General features: G+C 66.3%; 14 protein-coding genes. 5 read left to right on the plus strand and 9 right to left on the minus strand.

The genetic code is table 11. From position 1 onward, the window contains the following. Positions 1 to 339 precede the first annotated feature (339 nt). Both tviB and CKO27_RS08235 read left to right on the plus strand, forming a co-directional pair. A complete protein-coding gene (gene tviB, locus CKO27_RS08230) occupies positions 340 to 1,632 on the plus strand; it encodes a Vi polysaccharide biosynthesis UDP-N-acetylglucosamine C-6 dehydrogenase TviB (protein ID WP_200374403.1) in 1,293 nt (430 codons plus the stop codon). 44 nt (positions 1,633 to 1,676) lie between these two features. Continuing rightward, positions 1,677 to 2,684, plus strand: coding sequence for an NAD-dependent epimerase (locus tag CKO27_RS08235; protein ID WP_200374404.1), 1,008 nt, complete (start codon positions 1,677 to 1,679; stop codon positions 2,682 to 2,684). A 481-nt stretch (positions 2,685 to 3,165) separates the two neighbouring features. On the opposite strand, the gene CKO27_RS08240 is transcribed toward CKO27_RS08235, so the two are convergent. After that, complete coding sequence (locus CKO27_RS08240) at positions 3,166 to 4,188, minus strand: HDOD domain-containing protein (RefSeq protein WP_200374405.1); 1,023 nt, start codon at positions 4,186 to 4,188, stop codon at positions 3,166 to 3,168. A gap of 364 nt (positions 4,189 to 4,552) precedes the next feature. On the opposite strand from CKO27_RS08240, the gene CKO27_RS08245 reads away from it, so the two are divergent. Next, entirely contained in the window at positions 4,553 to 4,993 is a 441-nt protein-coding gene (locus tag CKO27_RS08245) for a hypothetical protein (protein ID WP_200374406.1), read from the plus strand. 240 nt (positions 4,994 to 5,233) lie between these two features. Here the strand turns inward: CKO27_RS08245 and CKO27_RS08250 are convergent, their stop codons facing one another. The 3 genes from CKO27_RS08250 to CKO27_RS08260 all read right to left on the minus strand — a co-directional run bounded on the left by CKO27_RS08250 (position 5,234) and on the right by CKO27_RS08260 (position 11,368). Then, positions 5,234 to 6,148 (minus strand): recombination-associated protein RdgC, encoded by a 915-nt coding sequence (locus tag CKO27_RS08250; protein WP_200374407.1) that lies wholly within the window; start codon positions 6,146 to 6,148, stop codon positions 5,234 to 5,236. Between the two features lie 250 nt (positions 6,149 to 6,398). Next, complete coding sequence (locus CKO27_RS08255; RefSeq protein ID WP_200374408.1) at positions 6,399 to 9,518, minus strand: ATP-binding protein; 3,120 nt, start codon at positions 9,516 to 9,518, stop codon at positions 6,399 to 6,401. A gap of 17 nt (positions 9,519 to 9,535) precedes the next feature. Beyond that, complete coding sequence (locus CKO27_RS08260; protein WP_200374409.1) at positions 9,536 to 11,368, minus strand: PAS domain-containing protein; 1,833 nt, start codon at positions 11,366 to 11,368, stop codon at positions 9,536 to 9,538. A gap of 342 nt (positions 11,369 to 11,710) precedes the next feature. Between CKO27_RS08260 and CKO27_RS08265 the strand changes: the two genes are divergently transcribed. Next, entirely contained in the window at positions 11,711 to 12,985 is a 1,275-nt protein-coding gene (locus CKO27_RS08265; protein ID WP_200374410.1) for a CNNM domain-containing protein, read from the plus strand. Between the two features lie 612 nt (positions 12,986 to 13,597). Next, positions 13,598 to 17,230, plus strand: coding sequence for a PAS domain-containing hybrid sensor histidine kinase/response regulator (locus CKO27_RS08270; RefSeq protein WP_200374411.1), 3,633 nt, complete (start codon positions 13,598 to 13,600; stop codon positions 17,228 to 17,230). 241 nt (positions 17,231 to 17,471) lie between these two features. Here the strand turns inward: CKO27_RS08270 and CKO27_RS08275 are convergent, their stop codons facing one another. The 5 genes from CKO27_RS08275 to CKO27_RS08295 form a co-directional block, all read right to left on the minus strand. Continuing rightward, the gene (locus CKO27_RS08275) at positions 17,472 to 18,263 is read right to left on the minus strand and encodes a dienelactone hydrolase family protein (RefSeq protein WP_200374412.1); all 792 of its coding nucleotides are present in this window, start codon (positions 18,261 to 18,263) and stop codon (positions 17,472 to 17,474) included. Positions 18,264 to 18,453: 190 nt separating this feature from the next. Then, complete coding sequence (locus tag CKO27_RS08280) at positions 18,454 to 21,795, minus strand: EAL domain-containing protein (RefSeq protein WP_200374413.1); 3,342 nt, start codon at positions 21,793 to 21,795, stop codon at positions 18,454 to 18,456. Between the two features lie 4 nt (positions 21,796 to 21,799). Continuing rightward, positions 21,800 to 22,621, minus strand: coding sequence for a response regulator (locus tag CKO27_RS08285; protein WP_200374414.1), 822 nt, complete (start codon positions 22,619 to 22,621; stop codon positions 21,800 to 21,802). Then, complete coding sequence (locus CKO27_RS08290; protein WP_200374415.1) at positions 22,606 to 24,105, minus strand: PAS domain-containing hybrid sensor histidine kinase/response regulator; 1,500 nt, start codon at positions 24,103 to 24,105, stop codon at positions 22,606 to 22,608. The genes CKO27_RS08285 and CKO27_RS08290 overlap by 16 nt, the downstream gene beginning before the upstream one ends. 209 nt (positions 24,106 to 24,314) lie before the next feature. Then, positions 24,315 to 25,931 (minus strand): c-type cytochrome, encoded by a 1,617-nt coding sequence (locus CKO27_RS08295; RefSeq protein ID WP_200374416.1) that lies wholly within the window; start codon positions 25,929 to 25,931, stop codon positions 24,315 to 24,317. Positions 25,932 to 26,188: the final 257 nt, after the last annotated feature.

Raw genomic sequence — 26,188 nt, forward strand, 5'->3', positions numbered from 1 at the left:
GTCGTTGCCGCTGCGCGGCGCGCTGACGAGGATGCATGGGGGCTGGCTCCACGGGTGGGCAGTTGGGTTTGGCCACTCTCAGCCTACCACCACCGCCAGCCTTTCTCATGCGTTTCAGCAGGTTGGGCTTATCTTAGTGCCATTCGGCTCAGACCCCAGTGGATTCTGCTTGACATGATGATTAATCCCTTAATTTGTAGCTGATGGCCTTAGCCGCTGTTCCGGTGGGTTTCGGGAAACTGACAGGTGATAAGGTCCGGATCCGCGTCCGCCAAACTGGTCAGGGACGCGCGTCGCCCCTAGAATCGCCGCACATTCAGCCATTCGGGAGAGACCAGCGTGGACGCACCCTTTCATTCCGACCTGACAAGCACGCGAATCGGCGTCGTGGGTCTTGGCTATGTCGGATTGCCGCTCGCGGTCGAGTTCGGCAAGCGCTACCCGACCATGGGTTTCGACATCAACCGGGCGCGCGTCGCCGAGCTGCGCGCGGGTCGGGACGCCTCGCTGGAGGTCGAACCCGAGGAACTGAGTCAGGCCGTCCAACTCGGCTACGCCCGGACGATCGAGGATCTGGCTGACTGTCATGTGCAGATCGTGACCGTCCCCACGCCCATCAACCAGCACAAACAGCCCGATCTCGGTCCGCTGGAATCCGCCAGCCGCGCCCTGGGCGGTATCCTCAAGCCGGGCATGATCGTCATCTTCGAATCGACCGTCTATCCAGGCGCGACCGAGGAGGTCTGCATCCCCATCATGGAAGCCATCTCCGGGCTGACCTACAACCGCGATTTCTACGCCGGTTACAGCCCGGAACGCATCAATCCGGGCGACAAGGAGCATCGGCTCACGACCATCAAAAAGGTCACCTCCGGCTCCACGCCCGAGGTGGCCGCCTTCGTCGACACCCTCTATGGATCCATCATCACCGCCGGCACCCATCTGGCCAGCAGCATCCGGGTGGCCGAGGCCGCCAAGGTGATCGAGAACACTCAGCGCGATCTCAACATCGCGCTCATCAACGAGCTGGCGCTCATCTTCAACCGTCTCGGACTGGACACCCAGGAGGTGCTGGAGGCGGCCGGCAGCAAGTGGAACTTCCTGCCCTTCCGCCCCGGTCTGGTGGGTGGACACTGCATCGGGGTCGACCCCTATTATCTGACCCACAAGGCGCAGCAGATCGGCTACAACCCGGAGATCATCCTCGCCGGCCGCCGGCTCAACGACGGCATGGGGGCCTATGTCGCCAGCCAGGTCATCAAGCTGATGATCCGGCGATGCTGTCTGAACAGGGACAGCCGCGTGCTCATCCTGGGGCTGACCTTCAAGGAGAACTGTCCGGATCTGCGCAACACCCGCGTGGTCGATATCCTCGCCGAGCTGAAGGACCACGGCTTGGGCTGCGATGTCCACGACCCCTGGGCGGATCCGGCCGAGGCCCGCCACGAATACGGTATCGAGCTGATCGCCGAGCCGTCCGCGGCGGCCTACGACGCCATCATCCTGGCCGTGGCGCATCGCCAGTTCGCCGCGCTGGGGGTCGAGGGGATTCGCGCCCTCGGCAAGCCGGACGTGATCCTCTACGACGTCAAGCAACTGCTCCCGCGCGACGCCGTGGATGGCCGGCTCTGATCGCCGCCCCAGGCTTCGCCACTCAGCGTTTCCAAGGAGTCTCCATGAAAGTTCTGGTCACCGGCAGCGCCGGATTCATCGGCTCGGCCCTGTCGCGGCGTCTGCTCGAACGGGGCGACGAGGTCATCGGGGTCGACAACCTCAACGACTACTATGACGTCGCTCTCAAGGAGGCCCGTCTGGCGCGCAATCTCGTCGATCCGGGCTATCGGGATCTGCGGGTCGACATCGAGGACGGCGAGCGACTCGCCGAGGTTTTCGCGACCCATCGCCCCGAGCGCGTCGTCAACCTCGCGGCCCAGGCCGGGGTGCGTTACTCGATCGACAACCCCATGGCCTACGTGCGGACCAATCTGGTCGGCTTCGCCAACATCCTGGAAGCCTGCCGGCACGGGGGCGTCGAGCATCTAGTCTATGCCTCCAGCAGCTCGGTCTACGGGGCCAACACCGCGATGCCCTTCTCGGTGCATGACAATGTCGACCACCCGCTGAGTCTCTACGCCGCCAGCAAGAAGGCCAACGAGCTGATGGCCCACACCTACAGCCATCTCTACCGACTGCCCACCACGGGTCTGCGCTTCTTCACCGTCTACGGACCCTGGGGCCGGCCGGACATGGCGCTCTTCAAATTCACCCGCGCCATCCTCGCCGGCGAGCCCATCCAGGTGTTCAACCACGGCCAGCACCGGCGCGACTTCACCTATATCGACGACATCGTCGAGGGCGTCATCCGGGTGCTGGATCGGGTGCCCGAGGGCAACCCGGACTGGTACGGCGCGACGCCGGATCCGGCGACCAGCCAGGCACCCTACCGGCTCTACAACATCGGCAACAACAAGCCGGTGGAGCTGATGGAATACATCGCTGTGCTTGAGCAGTGTCTGGGCCGGAAGGCCGAGATGGAGATGCTGCCCCTGCAACCCGGCGACGTGCCCGACACCTTCGCGGACGTCGCCGATCTGGTGCGCGACGCCGGTTACCAGCCCGCCACCCCGGTCGCCGAGGGCGTCGCCCGCTTCGTCGACTGGTATCGGGAGTTCTATCGGGTCTGAGAGATTGTGAAAGGATTCAACCCGGCCTGGGCTCTATTCGTAGGATGGGCAGAGCGTAGCGATGCCCATCCTCTAAGCTCCGAAGCTCAAGCCCCCTATCCCCCGAGGGAGGGGTTAAGGTGATTCCGAGAAACCCTGTACCCACGTTTTGCCCCGTCATAGACAGGATTAACAGGATTTCTCAGGATTGACAGGACTTATAAAGCTTTGTTTTAAATCCCGAAGAATCCTGTTAATCCTGTCCAGTCCGGGAGTTTTCGGTCGGGTACGGACTTTCCCGGAAATCACCTTAGGAGCCTCATCAAGCCTCCGGAGCCCCGACCCTTGAAACATGGACACCGCTCTCGCTCGGCCCATCCTTGTATCTTGAGCCTCGGAGCGTACGGGATGGACATCGCTCTCGCTCTGCCCATCCTACGAGGGTTTTTTCACAAGCTCCGAGTGCGTCCGGGAACGGGCGGGACGAGGCGGCGGGGACGGCTCAGGCGGCGGTAAGCTCGTGGTAACAGGGGTCGCCGACCATCTCGGCCAGATCGACCTCGCTCGGCATCCTGTCCACGTCCAGCAGAATCTGGATCTTGCTGTACTCGTCGCCCACATAAAGGATGCGGCCAAGCAGCGACAGCGAGTCGTCGAAGCGATTAGCCGCCTTCTCGTCGAGGGCCACCGCCACGGCCTCCGGAAAGCCCCACTCCTCGACGATGCGGTGCGAAAGGCGTCCCGCCTGGGCGATGAAGCGACGATAGAACTCACACGAGCCTGGTAGCGCATCCGGGCGCGCGACCAACAACCGGTCCATCAGTCGAAACCCGACCAGCAGTCCAAGGTTGTTGACCAGACCCGCGAGGTAGGCGACGAACGGATCGCTTCGCTCCTTGCGGGCGAGACAGCGGCAGACCAGCGCGCATTTCTCTGACTGACTCCAGAGACGGGGACCGACCAGCTTGGTCACATGCCCGGTCTGGAGGTTGAGAATGGGGTAGAAGGCCACCCGCGCGATCAGTTGGCGCAATCCGTTGTGTCCCAGGAGGACGACCGCTTGTTCGATGCTCTCGATCTTGCGGCGTCTGCGATAGAAGGGGCTGTTCGCCAGTCGGATCGCCTCGCCCACCAGCACCGGATCCTTCTCGATCTGCCGCGAGAGCCGAGCGCCCGTGATCGTCTCGTCCTTGAGGCTGCGCATCAGTTGCGGCACCACGGTCGGCAGCCGCGGCACCAGGTTCGTGCTTCCGTGCTCGCCCTGGATCAGTTGTTCGAAGGCCTCCAGGAGGCCCGTTTCGGAGGCCGTCAAGGGCTGTTCGACGAAGGCGTCCACACCGACCAGCCACTGATGGAAGTGGCGATCGACATCGGCCGAGAGCCAGAGGAACTCCGCTGGGATCTCGCCGGCCTCCAGCGAAGCTATCTCGGTCCGGTTGACCTTGGGGCGGTCGAGGGTGCGGTCGAGCAGCCGATGTCGCTGGCCGCCGAACAGCCGTCGTATCAGTCGTCGGATGAGGTTCATGGGGTCTTCTCGCCGGCTCGCTCGGGAGCCTTGCCAATGACGCGGCCTACCATAATCGATCCGTGCCGGTGGATAAACCGCGTCCGGGAGCCAGGTCCAGGAACGCCTGGGACTCGCGCGGGATTGGGTGATGCGACCGGCGGTCGTTGCGCCCGTGCGCGACGGGCGCGTGACCCTGGATTTCCCCCGGCGCTCGGCGGCTTCGTCCGCATGTATCAACGGGGGCATCCGATGGCTGCGCGGGTGCCGCTGGTCGATCCGAGCGCCTGGCGAGGGAGCGGCCTTGGTTGGATTGCCGCTTTTGGTGACCCACCACATGCGCTACAGTTCGCGTAGCCAATGGTGTGATAGAGGAGACACATGCATGGCCCTAGCCCAAGAAGACATCGCCTTTATCAAACAGCACCTTGCTGAATGGCTGGCCGAGCAGAGCCTTGGTCGCCCGCCGGTGGTCTACGAAATCGAACTGCGCGAGCGCATGGTGCGGGTGGAAGAAGAACTCAAGCACCAGCGCGAACTGATGCGCGAAGGCTTCGAGCGGATGGACGAGCGTTTCGCCGCGCAGCGAGCGGACATGGACAAACGCTTCGAGCAGGTGGATAAACGCTTCGAGCAGATGGACAAACGCTTCGAGCAGGTGGACAAACGCTTCGAGCAGTCCGACCAACGCCTCGCCTCACTGCGGGCGGACATGGACAAACGCTTCGACGAGATACTCAAGCGTCATGACCAACACTTTCTCTGGCTGATCGGTTTCATTGCCACCACGGCGGCGCTGGTCGTCGCGGCCCTGCGGTATTTATAGCGAGGATCATGGGTAGGGTGACCAGGGTATGACGCCGATCCTTGGCACGGAGGCCGACTGGCCACGAAACCCACCACGCCCCTGACCTGGATGTCACATTGAAACGCCCTCGGGAACGGAAATCGGGGCGTTTTGTCCCGTGCGCGAATCCAACCTGTCGGCTTGGGGAATGATGGGTTTCGCTTCGCTCTAGCCATCCACGGGTCGAACCCAGGCCGGGTCGAGCGTTTCGCAACCTCTTCAGGCCCCGCCTTCCCCGCCTCCCGTCAGCCCGAACAGCTCGTCGAAGCGGACGATCAACTGCCGCAGTTGCAGCGCCAGGATGGCGAACTCGGCATCCAGCCGCGCCGCCGGCTCCAGGTCGGTGTCGTTCATCTCTTCGAGCAGGGCGTCGCCGACGCGCAGACGCTTGAGCGAGAGATCGTCCGCCAGGGTGAAGGTCAGACGCTCGTCCCATTCCAGGGCCAGCTTGGTCGCGCGCTTGCCGGCGCGAATGTGGTTGAGGATCTCGTCGCTGCCGAGATCCTGACCGCTGCACCGCACCACGCTGGCGTTGTCGTCGGCGTCGCGCAGTTCGCAGGCGTCGCCGGGGACGAAGTCGTCCGGGGCCGTGCCATCCAGCAGCCAGCTCGTGAGGATGGTGGCCGGGGCCTTGCTCGGATCGGGCAGCTTCGCCGGCAGTGACTCCAGCGTCTCGCGCAGCAGCGAGACGACATCCTCGGCCTGCTTCTCGCTGGAGGCGTCCACCACCATCCAGCCGGCCTCGGTGTCGACGTACAGCATGGTCCGGCGCGAGCGGGTGAAGGCGCGGGGCAGCATCTCATGGATGATCTGCTCGCGCAGACGCCGACGTTCGGCGCGACCGACATCGCGCGCCTCGCCGGCCTCCAGTTCGCCAATCCGCTCATCCAGCGCCTCGGCCACGGCGGCCGATGGCAGCAGGCGTTCCTGCTTGCGCGCACAGATCAGATAGCAGCCGCTGACGGCCTGGACCAGGGCCGAGGTCTCCTCGCCCAGTGGGGATGACCAGCCCATGGTGGCGGTCTCGATCGGACCGCAGGGGCGGAAACGGCGGGTGGCGAGACGCTCCTCCAGCTCGGCGGCCTCCAGGCCGAACGGCGTATCCAACCGGAAGAATCGTGCATTCTTGAACATGGCGAGCCCCTGTCAAAAAGGGCCGGAGTATGACCGACTCCGGGCGAACTGCAAGCCTCGATTCGACTTCGCGGCCAGGTCCGGCGCGACCCCGGCCGAAGGCGGACGACCTGGCCTCGCGCTCTGGCGATCTGCGCAGCCGTGCATGCCGGGGATCAAGCGTTCGGATCATCCTTCCCCCTCGATCCGTTGTGTTCAGGAGTTCTCGCGGCCGAGCGACGCCATCCCGGCGCGCGAGCCGGCCGCCGCTTCAATGATCGGCCAACTCGGTCGATAGGTTCTGGACCATCGCGGCCAGATCCTCGGCCAGTTCGAGCGCCCTGGCCTGCTTCGATTTGGCCGCCACCTCGGTCTCGCGCGCCAGTTCGGCGAGCGGCTGGGCCAGGAGGTTACCGGCGGCGCCCTTGATCGAGTGCGCGACGAAGGCCAGCCGGGCGAGATCCCGCTCCCGGATCGCCGCTCTCAGTTGGCCCGGAATCCCCGCGTTGGCCTCCAGCGCGATCCGGATCAGCTTGTCGAGGAAGGCTTCCCGTCCCGCGTAGCGTTGTCCCAGCCCCTCCCAGTCGATGAGTCCAGGAGGCGCGTGCGGAATCGGGTCGGGGTCGTCCTCACTTGGCGCCGGGTTGGGCGAATCCGCGGCGGTCCGATCCCCGCGCGCATGACGCCGGATGGCCGCCACCAGGGTTTCCGGATCGATGGGCTTGGTGACGAGATCGAGCATGCCGGCGGCGCGGCACTTGGCGCGCTCCTCGGGCAGGGCATGCGCGGTCAGGCCGAGCACCGGAAGCGTCGGCGCCAGGGCGCGGATGCGTCGGGTCGCCTCGTAGCCGTCCATTTCGGGCATCTGGACATCCATCAGCACCAGATCGAAGCCGGATGGGCCATCCGCCTGGAGACGTTCCAGGGCCAGGCGGCCATTGTCGGTCAGCACGACCCGCGCGCCCTCGTGCTCCAGCAGATCCTCCAGGATCAGCCGGTTGACCTCCACGTCCTCGGCTGCCAGCAGCCGCAAGCCCGACAGGCGCCCACAGGAGGACTCGGGCGCCGACGCGGGCTCGTCCAGCGGCGCCGTGGTTTCCGCCAACGGAAGGCTCAGGGTGAAGCGGCTGCCCTGGCCGGGAACGCTCTCCACCTGGATGCCGCCACCCATGAGCCGGGCCAGGTCGTGACTGATGGCCAACCCCAGGCCGGTGCCGCCGAAGCGTCGGGTGGTGGAGCCGTCGGCCTGCTCGAAGGGCCGAAAGAGCCGGGAGATCTGCTCGGCCGTCATCCCGATGCCGGTATCCGTCACCTGGAACAGGGTATGAGATCCGGCTTGCCCGACCTGGAGTACGACCTCTCCGCGCTCGGTGAACTTGACGGCATTGGACAGCAGGTTGACCAGGATCTGTCGTAGCCGATGGGCGTCGCCCAGAACCCAGTCGGGCCGTTCCTGGGTATCCTCGATCCTGAAGTCCAATCCCTTCTCGCACGCCGCCAGGCGCTCAATGTCGCAGGCCATCTCGATGACCTCAAGCGTCTGGAAGGGCCGTGACTCCAGGCTGAAGCGGCCGGCCTCGATCTTGGAGTAATCCAGGATGTCGTTGATCACCCCCAGCAGATGCTCGCCGGCCTCCAGGATGCGCGCGAAGGTTCCCTGGACGCCGCGTCCGCCGCTATCGCGCGCGCCGATGCGCGCCAGGCCCAGGACGGCATTGAGCGGGGTGCGGATCTCGTGGCTCATGTTCGCCAGGAACTCGCTCTTCGCCCGCGCCAGGCGCTCGGCCTCGTTGCGCGACGCCGCCAGCTCGGCGGTGCGCACGGCGACCAGATCCTCCAGGTGCAGCCGATAGCGCGCCAGTTCCTCGACCAGACGTTTGCGCTCGGTGACATCCATGTTGATGCCCGACAACCGCGCCGGCTGGCCCGAGGCGTCGCACTGAATGCCGCCCTTGCTGACCAGCCAGCGGATCTCGCCGGAATCCAGTTGGACCTGATACTCCACCTCGAAGGTGACGCCTGGCGTCAGGTCGGGACGGTGTTCGGCGTCGAGTCGGCTCGGATGCTCCGGGAGGACGCGCGCGCGCCAGTCCTCGTTCATCCGCGCGCTCCCCGGCGGGATACCATGAAGCCGGTAGCACTCCGGCGACCAGTAGATCCGGTTGCTCGCGAGCTCCCACTCCCAGATGCCGACGTGCGCGCCCTCCTGCGCCATTCGCAGACGTTGCTCGCTCTCGCGCAGCGAGGCGATGGCGGTCTCGGCGCGGGCGCGCGCGGCCAGGGCATCCTCCATCAGGTTGAGCGCGGCGAGTCGTGCCTGATGCTGCTCTTCCAGTTCCTCGGCCTGGCGCTCGCGCGACGTCTGCTCCGCGCGCTTGCGCTCGCTGATGTCGCGGATGAAGGAATACACCCGTCCACCGGCGATGGTGCTCATGGAGGCGCTGACCTCGACGGGCCAGAGCGTGCCGTCCTTGCGTCGATGCAGGGCCTCGAACAGGGCGCCGCCGTCGTGCGCGATGCGCCGCATCCGCGCGGCCACCTCGGACGGCGACTCCCGCGCCTCGATGTCCGCGATCCGCAGGCCCGCCAGCTCCTCGCGGCTGTATCCGGAACGGCGCACGTAGGTCTCGTTGACCGCCAGGATGCGGCCCTTCATATCCAGCGTGCAGAAGCCGTCCATCGCGGTCTCGATGACGGTCCGGTACTGGGCGGCCTGTTCCAGCCGTCTGGCCTCGCTCTCGCTCAAGGCCCGGGTCGTCCGCTCGCGCAGGGCGAGCGAAAGGCGCTGCCGGCGCGCGGCCAGGATCAGGATGCCGATGGTCAGAAGCAGCGCCCCGGCGCACCCGCCCAGGGTCAGGGCGAAATTGCGATCGGTGCGCGCGGCGATGCGCTCCAGCAGAAGGCGCGCCGCCTCATCCGCCTGCTCGGCCTGGCGTTCGAGATCGCCATAGGCGATGTGGAGCGCGAGGAGCGTTTGCGATAGGTCGGTTTGCGATCCCTGGTCTCGATCCCTGGTCCAGATACCCAGCAGGCGCTCGAACTCCCCGGCGCTGCGACGGAAGCGCTCCAGCTCCGGGGCGCCGACCGATGCGGCGGGCTCCAGCGAGCGCTGGAACGAGGCGATCGACTGTCGCAGCAGCGCCGCGCCGCTGTCCTCGCCGAAGGGGGATCCGGGGTGTTCCGCCAGGCTCAGGTGCAGGAATCCCTTGGCGAGATCGATGCGCGACCGCCGGATGTCTTCCAGGTTGCGCGCCGTGACCTGGAGCGCCTCGCGCTGATCGGAATGCTGCCAGAACAGCAGGGCGCAGACGCCGAGGGCCAGGAGGACGGCGATTACCACCGAGCGCTCCAGGCCGAGCGGTTCGGGCTTGAGGCGCGGAGTTTCAATCATGGGTGCGCGGTTCCTGGTCATGCGCCGTCGGGATCGTTCAGAAAGCTCAAGGGGTAGGGCGCCTCGCGTCCGAGTTCGAGCGAGAGGGCGTTGATCCGTCGCTTGAGTTCGATCATCGCCAGTTCCCGATCGACCGTGGCCCGGTTGAAGCGTTTGAGCTCGGCGAAGCGGCGGGTCAGCTCCTCGGCCTGGTGTCGCTGCCCCTCCTCGGCGGCCTTGCGCTCGGTGATGTCGACGCCGATCGCCATCACCCGCTCGATGCCGTTGAGGACGAGGCGGTTGAGCCAGACCTCCTCCCAGAAAATCGTCCCGAAACGATCGCGGTTTTTCCACTCGAAGTGCTGCTGTCCCCCGGCGGCGGCCTGGCGGATCAAGCGGACGGCGTCCTCGAAGCCGTAGGGCGGTTCATCCATGAAATCGCAGGAGCGCAGTTCCTCCAGGCTGGCGTAGCCATAGGCGGCGATGGCCTGACGATTGGCGTCGATGACCTCGCCGCTCTCGCGGTCGTGGACCAGGATGGACACCGGCGCCTTGTCGAACAGGGAGCGAAAGAGCGCCTCGCTCGCGCGCAGCTCCGCCTCGGCCTGGGCGCGCTCGGTGATGTCGCGGTCCAGCCCGCGATAGCCGAGCAGCCGGTCGGCGCCGTCACGGATCGGCATGCCGCTGGTCGACACATGACGCTGGCTCCCGTCGCGATGCAGGCTGATGTGTTGAAGGTCGCGGAAGGCGACATGGCGGGCGTCGAGGGCGAGGAGCCGGGCACCGATCCGCTTGGCCTCCTCGGGCGGCATCAGATCGAACGGGGTCTTGCCGAGGATCTCCTCGGGTGCGTAGCCGAGCAGCTCATGCAGGCTCTCCGAGGCATAGGTGAAGCGCCCTCGCGCGTCCAGCTCCCAGATCCAGTCGGCGGAGGCCGCGACGATATCCTGGAAACGCCGCTCGCTGAGGCGCAGCGCCTCCTCCGCCAGTTTGTCGCGGGTGATGTCTCGCGAGATGCCATAGAGACCGATGATCCGGCCTTGCGCGTCATGGAGCGGTGCCTTGGTGGCCAGGAAAACCCTGGTTCCCTCCGGCGTATCGAGCTCCTCCTCCTGGGTTTGGGCGTGGCGGTTCGCGATCACCGCGCGGCCGATGGCGATCAACTGTTCCGCCTGGTCGACCGGGAAGATGGCCCGATCGTCCTGGCCCAGCACCGCCTCGGCCGGCTGGCCGACGAAGCGGCTGGCGGCTCGGTTGAACAGGGTGTAACGGCCCTCCAGATCCTTGGCGAAGATGGCGTCGTCGGAACTGTCGGCGATGGCCGCGAGCAGTTCGTTGGTGCGCAGACGTTCGGCCTGAGCCCGCTGAACCCCGCGCGCCACCTCCAGCGCCTGGCGCTGGCGCCAGATGACGAAACCCGCGCTGGTCGCCAGGAGGGTCAGGACGGCCAGCAGGACGAGCCAGGCCGAGGGCCCCGGCCCGGCTCCCGAGCGCGCGATCTCCCAGCCTTCGCCGGAGGCCAGTTTCCGGGCGATGTCGAATCCGATCGCGCCGGCGCCGAGCCACATGGTCAGCAGCACGAACATCAGACCCCAGCGTCCTGGCGCGGGTGGTCCGCCGGACCGAGCCCCCGGAGTAAACCTGTGGAGCAGGGCATGGAGCAGCAGGGAGGTCAGGGCGACGAAGGCCCAGCCCTTGAGTGTGTTGGTCAGCGCGACCTGGGCGGGATCCTGGACGAGCCATTCCAGCGCCCGGTCGGAAAGCAGAATCCAGAGGCTCGCCCCGACGGCATAGAGGAGCACCACCCGGAGCCTCCAGCCCTGGGAGCCTGTCCCCGAGGGGAGTTGGTGGCGCTCGCCGTGGTGCGTCATCGCGCCCGCGGCCCGCTCCGGCCTGGTTCGGGGCGGGTCGGGTGGCGCGGATCGACGTGCATTCGAGCCCTCCTGTACCGAGGGATCTTCCGGCGTTTCGCCATCGGTATCGCGGCGCATCTTGTCCTTACCAATCGTGAGAGTCTTTCCGAGGCTTGGCCCTCGGACCCGCGCGGAAACCCGTGCGCGTCGAAGGGGCGAATCGGGCCGAATGTACCGCAAACCCAAGCCAGGAATCCGTGATTCATGGCCCGGGGCGAGCCGACCGCGACATCCAGGCATTCGCCGCGGGTTTAGCGTTTGGCTAGAATGAGTCGACCGCCCGCCATCGAACGGTTTTCAGTGAACGATCTCTCCCTGCCCGGACTCTTTTTCGCCCTGTTCGTACTCATCGGTCTCTCGGCCTTCTTCTCCGGCTCCGAGACCGCGCTCCTCACCATGAACCGCTACCGCCTCAAGCATCTGGCCGACCAGGGGCATCGCGGGGCGCGCATCGCCCGCCGGCTGCTCGATCGGCCGGATCGGCTGATCGGGCTCATCCTGCTCGGCAACAACTTCGTCAACATCATGGCCTCGTCACTTGGGACCGTCATCGCGTTGCGACTTGGTGGAGAGGCGGCGATCGGCGTTGCCGCCGGATTGCTGACCCTGGTGATCCTGATCTTTGGCGAGGTCACGCCCAAGACCTACGCGACGCTCCATCCGGAGCGCCTGGCCTTTCCCGCGGCCTATATCTATGCCCCCCTCCTCAAGGTGCTCTATCCGATCGTCTGGCTCGTCAATCTCTTCACCAACGGCCTGCTGAGGATGGTCGGCATCGTCCCGGAAGGCGGGCCGCCGACGGACCTGAGTCGCGAGGAGTTGCGCACCGTGGTCAGCGAGGCCGGCGCCATGATCCCGGAGCGCAGCCGCTCCATGCTGCTGGCGATCCTGGACCTGGAGCACGCGACCGTGGAGGACATCATGATCCCCCGCAACGACGTCGACGGCATCGACATCCAGGACAGCGAGGACGAGATCCTCCAGACCATCCGCAACACCAGCTACACCCGTCTGCCGCTCTACGACGGCAGCATCGACAATGTCGTCGGCGTGCTGCATTCCCGCAATGCCGTGCATGCGCTGCTGGAGAATCGACTGACCAAGGAGCATCTCCGGGGGATCGCGCGCGAGCCCTATTTCGTGCCCGAGGGCACGCCCCTGTACCAGCAGATGCTCAACTTTCAGCGCGCCAAGCAACAGGTGGGACTGGTGGTCGACGAATACGGGGATTTCCTGGGCCTGATCACCATGACCGATCTGCTTGAGGAGATCGTCGGCGAGTTCACCACCGACCCGGCCGACAGTCTCTCGGAGATTCATCGCGCCGAGGACGGCTGCCTGCTGATCGACGGCTCCATCAGCGTGCGCGACCTCAACCGCGCCCTGCGTTGGGATCTCCCGACCGATGGCCCCAAGACGCTCAATGGCCTGATCCTGGAATACATGGAGACCATCCCCGAGCCAGGCACCAGCCTCAAGCTTCAGGAGCATCCGATGGAAATCATCCAGACCGCGGATAACGCGGTCAGGACCGTCAAGATCGTTCCGCATCCAGTGCGCAAGGGGCGACGTTGAGGCGGGGGCGACCACAAGTGACGTGTATCGGCCACCCGTAGGATGGGTAGAGCGAAGCGAAACCCATCCTGTACGCTCCGAGGCTAAAGATTAGGTCGGACGACAATTGTCGTTGCGCCGTTGCGCGAGATCGCCAAGGATGCCCGGTTCGCGCGCGGCTGTCGCGCTCCTGCTCCGCCAGGAACACAAAGGGTCGCCAGTCTCGGCGACCCACCGGTCATTCATTCCGAGTGATCGTTCGAAGATAAAAATCGACATCAGAACAAATCTTTAAGTGGCCTCTGGCGCTTGGATGCGCGTTTAGGTCGACGGCTGCCTTGTGGACCCCGATCAACGGACATAGGGACAGTGTGTCCCGTGCGCGCGGCCTGGCCGACCGGGATCGCGTCCGGGCGTCACTTGATCCCGACCACTTCATTACCGTATGGATTTGTTCTAATGTGCGCCGCTCATCGATAATTTTGGCCGTCGAACACACGTGGCCAGGGGCTTCATCGTGATCGCTCCCGCGCCGCTCCACACAGGTCCGTTTCCCGTGGGTTGGATCCAGCCGACGGGAGCGCGCTCGTGCGTGTCGGAACGCAGGAAAAACTTTAGGCAACCGTGACATCCATGAACCACCAACAAGCGGTCGGACCCCTGGACGGCGAGCGACCGTCCGCCGACCAGGCGTCCCAGAACTGGGTGCGACACAGCGCGCGGCGCGTCGGCAAGCAACCAAGCGAATGGGAGCGGGATCTGTTCGTCGGCGGTCCGGTGGCCGTGCTGGTCTGGCAGCCCGAGTCGCCCTGGCCGGTGCGCTATGCCTCGCCGAATATCGGCCGCATCCTGGGCTACACGGCCGAACAGATGATGGCCCCCGAGTTCCGCTACGCGGCGACGATCCATCCCGAGGATCGCGAGCGGGTCGGCCGCGATGTGGCACGCTACCTCGGGGAGTCGCGCGATACCTGGGAGCACCGCTATCGGATCGTGCGCCCGGACGGACGGGTTCGCTGGCTGTATGACTTTACCGTCGTGGATCGCGATGACTCCGGCGATTCCCGGTTGCTGCGCGCCTATGTCATGGACGAGACGGCCCTGATGGATCGCGAGCGCGATCTCCAGGCGGTCAGCGCGGCGATCGGGGACGCGGTCTGGATCAGCGACGCGGATACTTGCCTGCAATACGCCAATCCGGTGGCGTTGGGCCTGACCGGGCATGACCTGCCAACCCTTCGCGCCATGCGTCTGCCGGACCTGATCGCGCCCCGCGATCAGGCGCGCGTTCCAGGACTGCTGGCCCAGTTGGAGGCGCGCGCCGCCGTGCGCATGGAACTCTGGATGCGCCGGCCGGATCGCACCGAGGTGCTGGTCGATCTCATGCTCCAGCATCTCGACGATGGGCGTTACCTGGGCATCGGGCGCGACGATACCGAGCGGCAGGTGAGCGAGACCCGGCTGAAGGCGGAATTGGGGCTCATGCACACCCTGATCCGCGCCATCCCCGACCTGATCTGGCTGAAGGATCCGGATGGCGTCTACCTGGCCTGCAATTCGCGCTTCGAGAGTTTTTTTGGCGCGCGCGAAGAGCGGATCGTCGGGCGCACCGACCATGATTTCACGACCCCCGAGCAAGCCGACGGTTTCCGCCGCAACGATCTCAACGCGCTGCGCGCCGGGCGACCGACGATCAACGAGGAAATCATCACCTTCGGCGACGATGGCCATCAGGAGTTGCTGGAGACCATCAAGACCCCCGTGCGCGACCAGGATGGTCGACTCATCGGCGTGTTGGGCGTGGCGCGCGACGTCACCGAGAACCGGCGCACCCAGAACGCCCTGCGCGAGAGTCAGGAGCTTTACAGCGCCATCGTCAATCAGGCGGCCGATGGGATCGTGTTGATCGACGCCGATACGCTGCGCTTCGTGGAGTTCAACGACGCCGCCTGTCAGTCGCTCGGTTACAGCCGCGCTGAATTCGCCCGGCTCACGATCGTCGATATCCAGGCCGTGCCGCCGCCGCGCGGAGTCGTCGGCTGGAAGGAGATGATCAATCCCAACGGCCAGGGCGAGTTCGAGACCAGCCACCGGCATAAGGACGGCCACTTGCGCGAGGTGATGGTCAGCAATCGTCTGCTCAATATCCGCGATGGGCGTTACTGGGCCGCGATCTGGCGTGATATCACCGAGGCCAAGGCCGCCGAGCTGGCCCTGCGCGAGAGCGAGGCACGCTATCGCGACCTGCTGCACGGTATCCCGGTCGGCGTTGTGGTGCATGGCGCCGATGGACGTGTGATCGACGGCAACCCGGCCGCCCTGACCATTCTCGCGGGCGCCGAGCCGTCGCTCGCCGCCGATCCCGATATCGGGCATCGCGCGGCCGTCGACGAAACCCTGCGGCCGTTGGCGCCGGAGCAATATCCGGTTCGCCAGGTCATGGCGACGCATCGGGCGATTCGCAATCAAACGCTGGGCATCACGCCGAGGCCCGATGGGAATCCGCGCTGGCTGCTCGTGAACGCCGATCCCGTCTTCAAGAACGACGCCCTGGAACAGGTCCGCGTCACCTTCATCGATATCAGCGAGAAGAAACGGACCGAGGACGAGCTGGCCCATTCGCGCGAGCACCTGGAGGATCTGGTGCTGACCCGCACGGCGGAACTGGAGCGCGCCAAGGTGGCGGCGGAGGCCGCCAACCTGGCCAAGAACACCTTTCTCGCGAACATGAGTCACGAGATCCGTACCCCGCTCAATGCCATCATCGGCATGACCCATCTGCTCAAGGCGGGGGCCAGGGACGCCGAGCAGTCGCACCGGCTGGGGCGGGTCTCGGACGCGGCCTACCATCTGCTGCGGGTGGTCAACGATATCCTCGATCTCTCCAAGATCGAGGCCGGCCGGCTGAATCTCGACCCGGTCGACTTCGAGCTTCAGCACAGTTTCGCGAAGCTGAACATGCTGATCGCCCACGAGGTGGAGGTGAAGGATCTGCGCCTGCGCCTCTCGATCGATTCGGCCTTGCCCGCGAAGCTGCATGGGGATCCCCTGCGGCTCGGTCAGATCCTGCTGAATCTGGTCAGCAACGCGGTCAAGTTCAGCGACGAGGGCACGGTGAGCGTCGAGGCGACGCTGGCCGCGCAATCGCCGCGCGATCTCTGGATCCGCTTCGAGGTCCGCGATCAGGGCGTGGGCATCCAGGACGATCGACAGGAGCAACTCTTCCTCGCCTTCGAGCAGGCCGACAGCTCGTCCACGCGCAAGTTCGGCGGCTCCGGCCTGGGGTTGGCGATCAGCAAGCGGCTGGTCGAACTCATGAACGGAGAGATCGGGGTCGAGAGTACCTCGGGTGTCGGCAGTACCTTCTGGTTCACCGCGCGCTTCGACAAGACCGCCGACGCCGCCGTCGTCGAAGCATCGCCACGCGCGGCGCCCGATGACGCCCACCAGGGATTGAGCCGCTATCATGGCGCGCGGATCCTGGTGGCGGAGGACAACGACATCAACAGCGAGGTCGTGAAGATCCTGCTGGAGGAGGCCGGGCTGCGCGTGGACATCGCCGAGAACGGCGCGGTCGCCGTGCGGATGGCCTCGGATTTCGCCTACGCGGCGATCCTGATGGACATGCAGATGCCTGAAATGGACGGCCTGGAGGCCGCGCGCCGGATCCGCGCTCTGCCCGATCGGGCGAGGGTGCCGATTCTCGCGGTAACCGCGAACGCCTTCCAGGACGATCGCGAGCGCTGCCTGGCCGAGGGCATGAACGACCATATCGCCAAGCCGGTCGAGCCAGGTCAACTCTACGGCGCGCTGGCGCATTGGCTGGAGGTGAGCGGCGCGCCCCAGGCCGAGGCGCCGGAAGCCGTCAGGGTCGGGGCGCTGGAGGATCTGGAGGGACTGGACGTCGAGAGCGGGTTGCGCAGTGTCGGCGGGAATCGACCGCTCTATCTGCGCTTATTGCGGAAATTCGCGCAAAATCACGCCGATGACATGACGCGCGTGCGCGAGGCCCTGGCGCTGGGCGACCAGGAGCAGGCACGACGCCTCTCCCATACCCTCAAAGGCACGGCGGCGACGCTCGGCGCGCTCGAGACGCGAACCCTGGCGGCCGAATTGGAAGCCGCGATCCGCGACGCCGCCGACCCGGCTGAAATCGAGCGGTCGCGGCTGATCCTGGAGCGCTGTCTGGGGCGGCTGATGCCGGCGCTTGAACATTTCACGCCGGCATCGGAGCCGGAGTCGCCTCGGGCGGGGGCCGGTTCCTGAGTCGAGTCCCCGTTACGGCCTCCCTCCGGAAATGGCGTGTCCAGGCGCGATCAACCATCGCCCGTAGGATGGGTAGAGCGAAGCGAAACCCATCCTGTACGCTCCGAGGCTCAAGATATAAAGATGAGCCGAGCGCCGCGAAGCCCACGAACCCCGCCGATGTCATCCGGCACAATCCTGAAGGCTCCGTGGTTTGAAAGATGGGCATCGCTTCCGCTCTGTCCATCCTACGAATTGAGCGCTACCTCCGATCTCGGTCCGCGAACAACTCATCCAGGAAGGACTGCATCCGTTTCCAGGAGCGGGCGTCGGCCTGAGCGTCGTATTTCAGGTTCCCGAGGCCATAGTCGCCAACCTTGGGGTTCGTGAAGCCATGGCGCGCGCCGCCATAGATATCCATCTCCCAGTTGGCCTCGGTCGCTTCCAGTTTGGTCTGGAAGTTGGCCACCACTTCCGGGGCGACGAAGCTGTCCGCCTGGCCGTGCAGTACCAGGATTTTCGGCCCGATTCGGCCCTTGGCCTCCTCCGGCGCGGCCGGCAGCGAGCCATGGAAACTCACCACGCCGGCGACATCGGAGCCGCCATAGGCCATCCGCAGCACGGTCCCGCCACCGAAACAGTAGCCGACCGCCGCCAGCTTGCCGCTCGCCACCAGCGGGCTTGAACGGAGCTGGTCCAGCCCCTTCTCGGCCCGTTGGTGCCAGGACTCGGGATCGGCGGTGACCTCCTGCATCCATTCGCTGGCCTGCTTGGGATCCGTGGTGACGCGCTCGCCGCCGTACATATCCGCGGCAAAGGCGACATAGCCCAACTCGGCCAGCATACGGGCGCGCCGCTTGGCGTAATCGTTGAGCCCCCACCACTCATGGACCACCAGGACACCGGGTCGCTGGGTCGTGCCGGCATCGTCCCAGAACAGATGGCCGGTCAGGGTCGTCCCCTCGTCGTCATAGACAATCGACTTGGTCTGGATCTCGGCCTGGACGGGCGTTCCAAGGGCGAGCAACAGGAAGAGGCTGATCGGCGTTCGCATGGATTCCTCCGGGTGGAACTGGGTGGGGTGATGGTTCGTCGATCGGGGCGAAGCAAGACGCTCGCCAGAGTGCGGCGAGATGACCCCGGACCGGATCGGGTCGAGGGCGGCCCCGCGTCCCGACCCTAATATTAGGTGGCTTTGATCGAAAAACGATCGGCGCGAATTCCTTGCGCGCCTGGTTCTGGCGTCATTCGGCGCAAGCGCTGGTGGCCGGTAAATCCAGCCGTCGCTCCGCCATGAGCATGGCCTCGAAGTCGTCCAGCGGTACCGGTTGGCTGAACAGGTAGCCCTGCATCTCGTCGCACCCCGCTTCGCGCAGATATTCGAGCTGCTCGATCGTCTCCACGCCCTCCGCCACCACGTTCATGCCCAGGCGCCGGGCGAGGGTGATGATCGCGGTGGCGATGGCGGCGTCCTCGGGGTTATGGACGATATCGATGATGAAGGCGCGGTCGATTTTGAGTGTGTTGAAGGGGAAGCGCTTCAGTTGAGCCAGCGACGAATAGCCGGTGCCGAAATCGTCCATCGATAGACTCACGCCCAGTTCGCGCAAGGCACCCAGGATTCGGGCCGCCTCCTCGGGATTCTGCATGACCAGGGATTCGGTCAGTTCCAGATCCAGATAGCCGGGCGCCAGGCCGCAGACCCCGAGCGCGTCGCGCACCAGATCCAGCACCCGGCTGGCGCGAAACTGCACCGCCGAGAGGTTCACCCCCACCGGCACCGTGCGATGCTGTTTCAGCCACAGGGCCTGTTGGGCGCAGACGGTGCGCAGCACCCATTCGCCGATCGGGACGATGAGCCCAGTTTCTTCCGCCAGCGCAATGAAGCTCGCGGGAGGGACCAGCCCCCGGACCGGGTGATTCCAGCGCAGCAGCGCCTCGCCCCCGACGATCGCGCCATCGCGCAGACTCACCTTGGGCTGGATGTGGATCACGAACCGCCGTTGCTCGACGGCCTGACGCAAGTCCTCCTCCAGCTCCAGCTTCTCGGCGATGCGGGCGTTGGCGTCCGCGGCGAAGTAGAGATAGGGCTCGCCGGATGACTGGGCCTGCCGGAGGGCATCCTCGGCATGGACGAAGAGTGTTTCGCCATCGTCGCCGTCGCCTGGATAGAGCGCGATGCCGGCGTGGACGCCCAGATGCAGGGTGGTGCCGGCGATGACGAAGGCGGGTTCCAGTGGATCGAGGATGCGATGCTTCATGATCCCCAGGGCATCGGTCGATTCGGGCAGCGCGGCGAGCGCGATGGCGAAGGTGTCCGGCCCCACGCGCGCCAGGCTGGAAGGTTGTTCGATGGCGCTGGTGAGACGGTCGGCCACCGCCTTGAGCAGCGCGTCGCCGACATGGCGGCCATGGGTGTCGTTGATCTGTTTGAAATGATCCAGGTCCACCAGGATCGCCGCCACCCGCTGGTCCGGGTACTGGGAACCTTGCAGGAAGCGATCGAGCCGGTCCACGAACAGACGGCGGTTGGGCAGGCCGGTGAGGACATCGTAGTAGGCCAGGTAGTCGAGGCGTTCTTCCCTGGCGATGTAGCGCAGGGCAAAGGAGATGTCCCCCGCCAGTTCATCGAGCAGACGTCGCTCCTCCGCGTCGAAGAAATCGGCCTCGCGCGCGTAGAACATCAGGGTTCCGATGGTCGCTCCGTCCAGGCTCAGGGGCAGGATGATCCGCGAATGGAAATCCAGCGTCTCGATCCAGTGATCCGGGTCGGGATCGCCCCGGCGGGGATCGTCGCGGACGGTCCCGAGGCCGCTGTCGAGCACCGCTCGCGCCTCGGAGGCGTCGGCCTCGCGTTCGATCAGACGCAGCCCCTGGGCGCGCATGGGTGGATCGCGCGCCCGCCAGGCCAGGGGGCGCAGTGTCTCGCCGTCGAGCAGACCGATCCAGGCCAGGGTGAAGGCGCCTTCCTCCACCGCCAGGCGACAGGTTTCGTCGAACAGCGCCTGGCGTTCGTGAATCCGCACGATGGCGGCATTGATCCCGGACAGCAGGCTGTGGACACGGTTGAGTCGGGCGATCCGGTCCTGCTGTTGCTTCTTCTCGGTCACGTCCTCGGCCAGTCCGGCGACCCGGATCAGCGCGCCGCGATCGTCGCGGATGGGGAAGCCGCGGGCATTGACCCAGCGGATGCCGGTATCGGGGTGGATCAGCCGGAAGAGGATATCGACCCGCCCGGTCTCGCGCATGCGCGACATGGCGGTGCGCACCGCCTCCCGGTCATCCGGGTGCACCGGCTCCTGCCAGGACGTGGGCGCGGCGTAGAGGCTGGCGCGCGATCTTCCCCAGACCTCCTCGTAGGCCGGACTGACATAGAAGAATTCCGATACTTCCGGATCGGTCAGCCAGAAGACCTCGCGGATGTTCTCCGCCAGTTGCCGGAAGCGCCGCTCGCTCGCGCGCCGCTCGATGACCTCCTGTTCCAACTGGCGGGCATAGGTCTGGGCGTCCTCGAAGAGCGCGAGGTTCTCGCAGGCCAGGGCGAGCTGCGCGGCGAAGGTGGCGGCGATCTGTTCATCCTCGTCCACGAAGTCGCCGGCGCCCAGTTTGTCGGCGAGATAGAGCCAGCCATAGGTGCGCAACGCCGAGCGAATCGGCAGCACCAGCAGGGTCCGCAGGGGCGGATGGCCCGGCGGCAGACCGGGCGGCGGAGTCTGGCCGGACCAGTCGCGCACGCATTGAGGCGTCCCGCCGCGCAGTGCCTGGGCGATCAGGCCGCTCGGGGGTTGGCTGGTCAGGGCCGCGCGCACCGGGTCGGGCAGGCCGCGGGTCGCCAGATGGGTGACCCGGCCGCCGCGGTCGAGCAGGGCGGCGGCGGCATAGCGAGCGTTCATGATGTCCTGGACCGCGCGGGAGAAGAGCTCCAGCAGTCGGCCGGGCTCGCGCTCGGACGCCAGCTCCAGCCCCAGTTCGATGAGCGCCGTCAGTCGCAGCCCAAGCGATTGAGCGGCGCCCAGCGACTGCTCCAGGTGCGCGGACAGTTCCCGCGCCCGCCCGCCTTCCTGCAACAGCGACTGTCCCTGCTGGAGCATCCGTTGCAGCAGACCCTGGAGTTCGCCCAGCCCGCTCAGGTTCGATGCCAGCCCCCCGAGCAGGCCGGGCGGGACGCCGGGCGGCGCGGCCATGGCGTCGTCGCGCGCGTCGGGCGCCGGACGCCCCACCAGTTCCGCCACTGCCTCAAGGATGGCGGCGGGCGAGGCCGGCTTGGCGATCACCCGTTCCACGCCGCTGGCGTTGGCCAGTTCGCGCGCCTCCTCCAGACGATAGGTGGCGGTGTAGAAGACGATCGGAATCGGGGCGGTGAGCGGATCGGCACGCAGCCGCTGGGCCAGCTCGACGCCGTCCATGTTGGGCATCAGGACGTCGGTGATGACCAGGTCCGGACGTGACCGGGTCGCGAGCCTCAGGGCCTCGGCGCCGTCGGCGGCCAGCATGACCTCGTAGTGCGCGTAGCCGAGCAGGGAGGCCAGGAACTCCCGGTTGATGGCTCGATCGTCGACCACGAGGATGGTGCGCGCGCTGTCCACGGGCTCAGTCCCCAGGCTTCTTCAGACAGGATTCGATTTCCGATAGCAGCCGTCTCGGCTCGACCGGCCGCCGCATGAAGGCCGAGGCCCCGAGCGCGAGGGCGCGTTCCTGATCCGGCTTGCCCCAGACGGAGGAGCTGATCATCAGGAAGGGCAGATGCCGCAGCCGGGCGTCGGCCTTGACCGCGGCGAGCAGGTGAAAGCCGTCGTCGACCGGCATCCGCAGGTCCGAGAGGATCAGATCGAACGGCTGTCGTGCCAGGAGGTCGAGGGCTTCCGCGACATCCGCGGTCAGGGTGACCCGATAGCCGCAGGGCGCCAGGGTGGCTTGGGCCAGGTTACGGTTGGTGGAGATGTCATCCACCACCAGAACGCGAGCGCCTTCCGTGCTCGTCTTTGCGACCGGCTCGGGTGGATGCTCCGACGTCTCGGCGGGACTGGCGCGACGCCCCGCCAGCACGGCCGGCAGGAATCCCTCCACTTGGCCGACGAATTCACGCGGCGCGATGGGTTTGGCGATATAGCCGTCGAAGCCGGCGGCGAGCACCCTGTCGCGATCGCCCACCATGGCCAGGGCCGTGACCGCCACCAGCGGCGTGCCGCTCAGTCTCGGGTGAGCCTTGAGCCGACGGGCCACCTCGTAGCCGTCGAGCTTCGGCAGATGCACGTCGCAGACGATGAGATCCAGCCCGACGGTGCTCTCGGCCAGCGCCAGCCCCTCCTCGCCGTCATGAGCGTCGAGGGTCTCGTGTCCGAAGGACTGGAGCAGATAGCCCATGAGTCTCAGGTTGTCCGGATGGTCCTCGATGATCAGGATCCTTGCCATGGCTGGTACTCCCTCAGGGTCAGGGTGAAGGTACTGCCCTGGCCCGGTTCCGTGTGAAAACCGATGCGCGCGCCGATCAGATCGGCCAGCTTGCGCGAGAGGTACAACCCCAACCCGGTGCCCTCGTGGCGGCGGGTGGTGGAGGCGTCAAGCTGGGTAAAGGCCTGGAACAGCCGCGCCTGATCCTCCGGCTGGATGCCGGCGCCGCTGTCGGACACCTGGATCTCCACCTCGTCCTGGTCGTGGCCGTGGTGCTCGACACAGGCGATGCCCACCCGGCCCTCGCCGGTGAACTTGATGGCGTTGTTGCAGAGATTGATGAGGATCTGACTGAAGGCCCGCTGGTCGACGCACACCTGGAGATCCTCGCGACAGATCGCGATCTCGAAGCGTAATCCCTTGCCCTCCGCCAGCGGGCGCAGGGCGCTGGCCACCTCCTCGATGACCGCGCCGCAGAAGGTGGGTCGCGGATTGATCTCGACCTTGCCGGATTCGATCTTGGCGAGATCGAGCAGATCGTTGATGAGCGACAGCAGATGCCTGGCGCTGGACTCGATGGTGGTGAGCTGCTTGTCCTGCTCCGGGTTGAGCGCGCCGGGCAGGCGCATCAGCAGGGTGCCGGTGAAGCCGATGATGGCGTTGAGCGGGGTGCGCAGCTCGTGCGACATGCTGGCCAGGAAGGTGTCCTTGGCCAGGCTGGCCTGTTCCAGGGCGATGTTCTGCTCGCGCAGGGTCCGCTCGAAACGCTTGCGCTCGGTCATGTCGCGGATGGCGCTGGAGACCAGCGTGCCCTCCTCGGTCTCCAGCGGGCTGAGGCTGATCTCCACCGGAAATTCACTGCCGTCCTTGCGTCGGCCATGGAGATCCAGCCCCATGCCCATGGCGCGGGTGCGCAATTGGTTGAAGTAATTGACCCGATGTCCCACATGCGCGGCCCGGAAGCGCTCCGGGAGCAGGGTCTCGATCGGCTGGCCGCGCAGTTCGCCCCGGTCGTAGCCAAAGAGGGCGTCGGCCTGGGCGTTCGAAAACACGATGCGGCCGGTGAGATTGACCATGACGATGCCGTCGGGCATGGACTCCAGCAGCTCGCGGAAACGCGCGTCCACCAGCTTGGCATCGCGGATGACCTTCATCCGGGTCACGTCTTTCTTGGCGAACAGCAGACATTCGAGGCGGCCGTCCCCGGCGCGGATCGCCTTGCCGGTCGCGGCGACATAGATCAGCGAACCGTCCTTGTGGTGACGCAGGGATTCGTAGCTGATGGACCCTTGTTCCAGCAGTTCGCGCCGGACGAACTGGTCCTTCCCGGCGCTGTCGGTGACTCCGACCAGATCGCTCAGTCGGCGTCCCGCCGTTTCCTCGCTGGCGTAGCCAAACAGGGTCTCCGCGCCCGGACTCCAGTAGAGCACCCGTCCCTCCGTGTCGGTCGCGATCAGTGCGTCGGGCGATTCCCTGAACAAAAGCGCGGCGAAATCGGCGTTCATGGGCGTACGGCCTGTTGGCGATGGCGGCGAGAGGGCCTCCAGACCGGCTCGACGTCAAGAGTGATGACTATCTGATAATTGGGCTACGGCCTGGTCGCATCGGTTCCGGAATCGGACCAAAACCCCAGCGACTGGCGGGGCATGCGTCGAGCCCTGGGGTTAGTCGAAACGGCCGCATGGGTCGGCCGCCCGGACCGCCGACCGCCAGGCTAGCGAGCCGGCTTCGGCTCGGATGCGCCGAGTGGCTGGCCGTCCGGTCCCGCGCGCTTGCCGTGGTAGTCGAATCGGCTGTCATGGAAGCGCGCGGTGGTCTCGGCCAGATCGCCGGTGAATCGCGGATCGCGCGGGCGTTCCTGGGCGTTGATGAAGGCCGCGACGTCCCAAGCCTCCTGATCGCTCAGCTCCAGGAAGTTGCCGAGCGGCATATTGGTCTTGATGAACGCGGCCGCCGTGTCGATGTTGTGCATCCCCGCGCCCCAGTTGTAACTGCTCGCCCCCCACAGCGGCGGGAACACCCTCTGGTCGCCGGCTTGGCCCCCTTCGCCGTCGGCGCCATGGCAAATCGCGCAGGCTCTCTCGTAGACCGCCGCGCCGCGGTCCGGATCGAACCCCAGCTCGGTCTCGGCCAGTTTCGGATAGCCGCGCCCCGGCATTGTCCTGTCGCCGGTCGGCGCGCCGGTGGCAAGCCAATAGAGGTAGCTCGCCAGCGCATGGATGGTTTGACTCTCGGCGGTCGGCGGATGGCCGACCTCGGAGGCTTGGGCGTTCATCGAGTAGGTGAAGCAGCCCTGGATGCGCTCGATGATGGTGCTGACCCGGTTGTCCTTGGCGCGATAGGCCGGATAGGCCACCCAGGCGGCCCACATGGGCGCGGCGTCGGCGAGCCGGCCGGCGTCCAGGTGACAGTCCTCGCAGACCTGTCGATTGCCGACGTACTGGCCGGAGATCGCGTGACTGTCGGTATGGGTGAAGATGGCCTCGCCGAGCGCGACCATCTCGCCGAAGGCGTCGCTGGGCTTGTCGTCCCTGGCCGGCGGCGTGAAATGTCCGCTCGGCCCAGGCGCGCGGCCACTGGTTACCTGGCCCGGATGCGGCGCCGGCGCGGCGTTTGGCCCTGGTGTCGGCGTCGTCGCCGCTTCGGGCTGGATCTCGCCCCGGTTGATCCGGCCGGCGAGATCCACCGACCTGGCGGCCGGCAGCGAGGCATAGAAGGCCGCCACCGACCGGGTCTCCGCCACCGACAGCCTGGCGTTGATCGCGCCCATCATGCCGAGCGGATCGCCGCCGCGCTCGCCGCTGGTCCAGGCCGTCAACTGTCCGACCAGATAGCTGTAGGGCTGACCGGCCAGGGCGGGGAAGTGCTCGCCAACACCGATCCCCAAGGGTCCGTGGCATTGCCCGCAGGCCGGCAGCCGGCGCCCCGGCCAGTCGCCGTAAAGCGCCAGACGCCGGCCGATTTCGGGATCGACGTCGGCGGGCGGCTCGGCATTGCTGGCGGGCGGCAGGGCCGCGAAATGCTCGCTCATGGCCCGGATCTCGGCCTCGGTGAGGAGCTTCGCCCAAGGCGTCATGAGGCTGTGCTGGCGGTGACCGTCCTTGAAGTTGGCGATCTGTTGGGCCAGGTAGCTTGCCCCCATCGCCGCCAGGCGCGGCGCGCCGAGCGCCTCGACGCCCCCGCCATTCGCCTGGTGACAGCCGGCGCAAATGGCGAGGTCAGGCACGGGGTTGCCCGAGCCGACCGGGGGCTGGGTGCTGTCGTCGGCCTGGGCCGCCGTGGCGAGGCCGATCAGCAGGATCATCCGCAGGGCTTTTGTATTGAATGGCATGGTGTTCGGCTTCCTGGATAGCGGTTTTCGATGCCCCGTCGCGAGGCGTCATCCTGTCACGGGGCCTTCCTTCCATTAGGCTCGATCGTCCGGTTGGCCTGCTTCAGTCGCCAAAACCACGGCTCGACCGAGATAGCGAGGAATCCGGCCAGGGCGATGGCGCCCGACAGAGGCCAGTCGGTCGCTTCCCCGCGGGGCTATCCATTCCAGATGAGCGGAATGGGGTTTACCATCATCACCTTCCCATTACACCACTA

Origin of the sequence: Thiocystis violacea, from assembly GCF_016583575.1 — a bacterium.
In the GTDB taxonomy this organism is placed as follows: Bacteria; Pseudomonadota; Gammaproteobacteria; order Chromatiales; family Chromatiaceae; genus Thiocystis; species Thiocystis violacea.

Coding starts and splice junctions, on each gene's coding strand:
- CKO27_RS08235 (WP_200374404.1), top strand. CDS start 1,677: ATGAAAGTTCTGGTCACCGGCAGCGCCGGATTCATCGGCTCGGCCCTG.
- CKO27_RS08240 (WP_200374405.1), bottom strand. CDS start 4,188: ATGAACCTCATCCGACGACTGATACGACGGCTGTTCGGCGGCCAGCGA.
- CKO27_RS08245 (WP_200374406.1), top strand. CDS start 4,553: ATGGCCCTAGCCCAAGAAGACATCGCCTTTATCAAACAGCACCTTGCT.
- CKO27_RS08250 (WP_200374407.1), bottom strand. CDS start 6,148: ATGTTCAAGAATGCACGATTCTTCCGGTTGGATACGCCGTTCGGCCTG.
- CKO27_RS08255 (WP_200374408.1), bottom strand. CDS start 9,518: ATGATTGAAACTCCGCGCCTCAAGCCCGAACCGCTCGGCCTGGAGCGC.
- CKO27_RS08260 (WP_200374409.1), bottom strand. CDS start 11,368: ATGACGCACCACGGCGAGCGCCACCAACTCCCCTCGGGGACAGGCTCC.
- CKO27_RS08270 (WP_200374411.1), top strand. CDS start 13,598: ATGAACCACCAACAAGCGGTCGGACCCCTGGACGGCGAGCGACCGTCC.
- CKO27_RS08275 (WP_200374412.1), bottom strand. CDS start 18,263: ATGCGAACGCCGATCAGCCTCTTCCTGTTGCTCGCCCTTGGAACGCCC.
- CKO27_RS08285 (WP_200374414.1), bottom strand. CDS start 22,621: ATGGCAAGGATCCTGATCATCGAGGACCATCCGGACAACCTGAGACTC.
- CKO27_RS08290 (WP_200374415.1), bottom strand. CDS start 24,105: ATGAACGCCGATTTCGCCGCGCTTTTGTTCAGGGAATCGCCCGACGCA.
- CKO27_RS08295 (WP_200374416.1), bottom strand. CDS start 25,931: ATGCCATTCAATACAAAAGCCCTGCGGATGATCCTGCTGATCGGCCTC.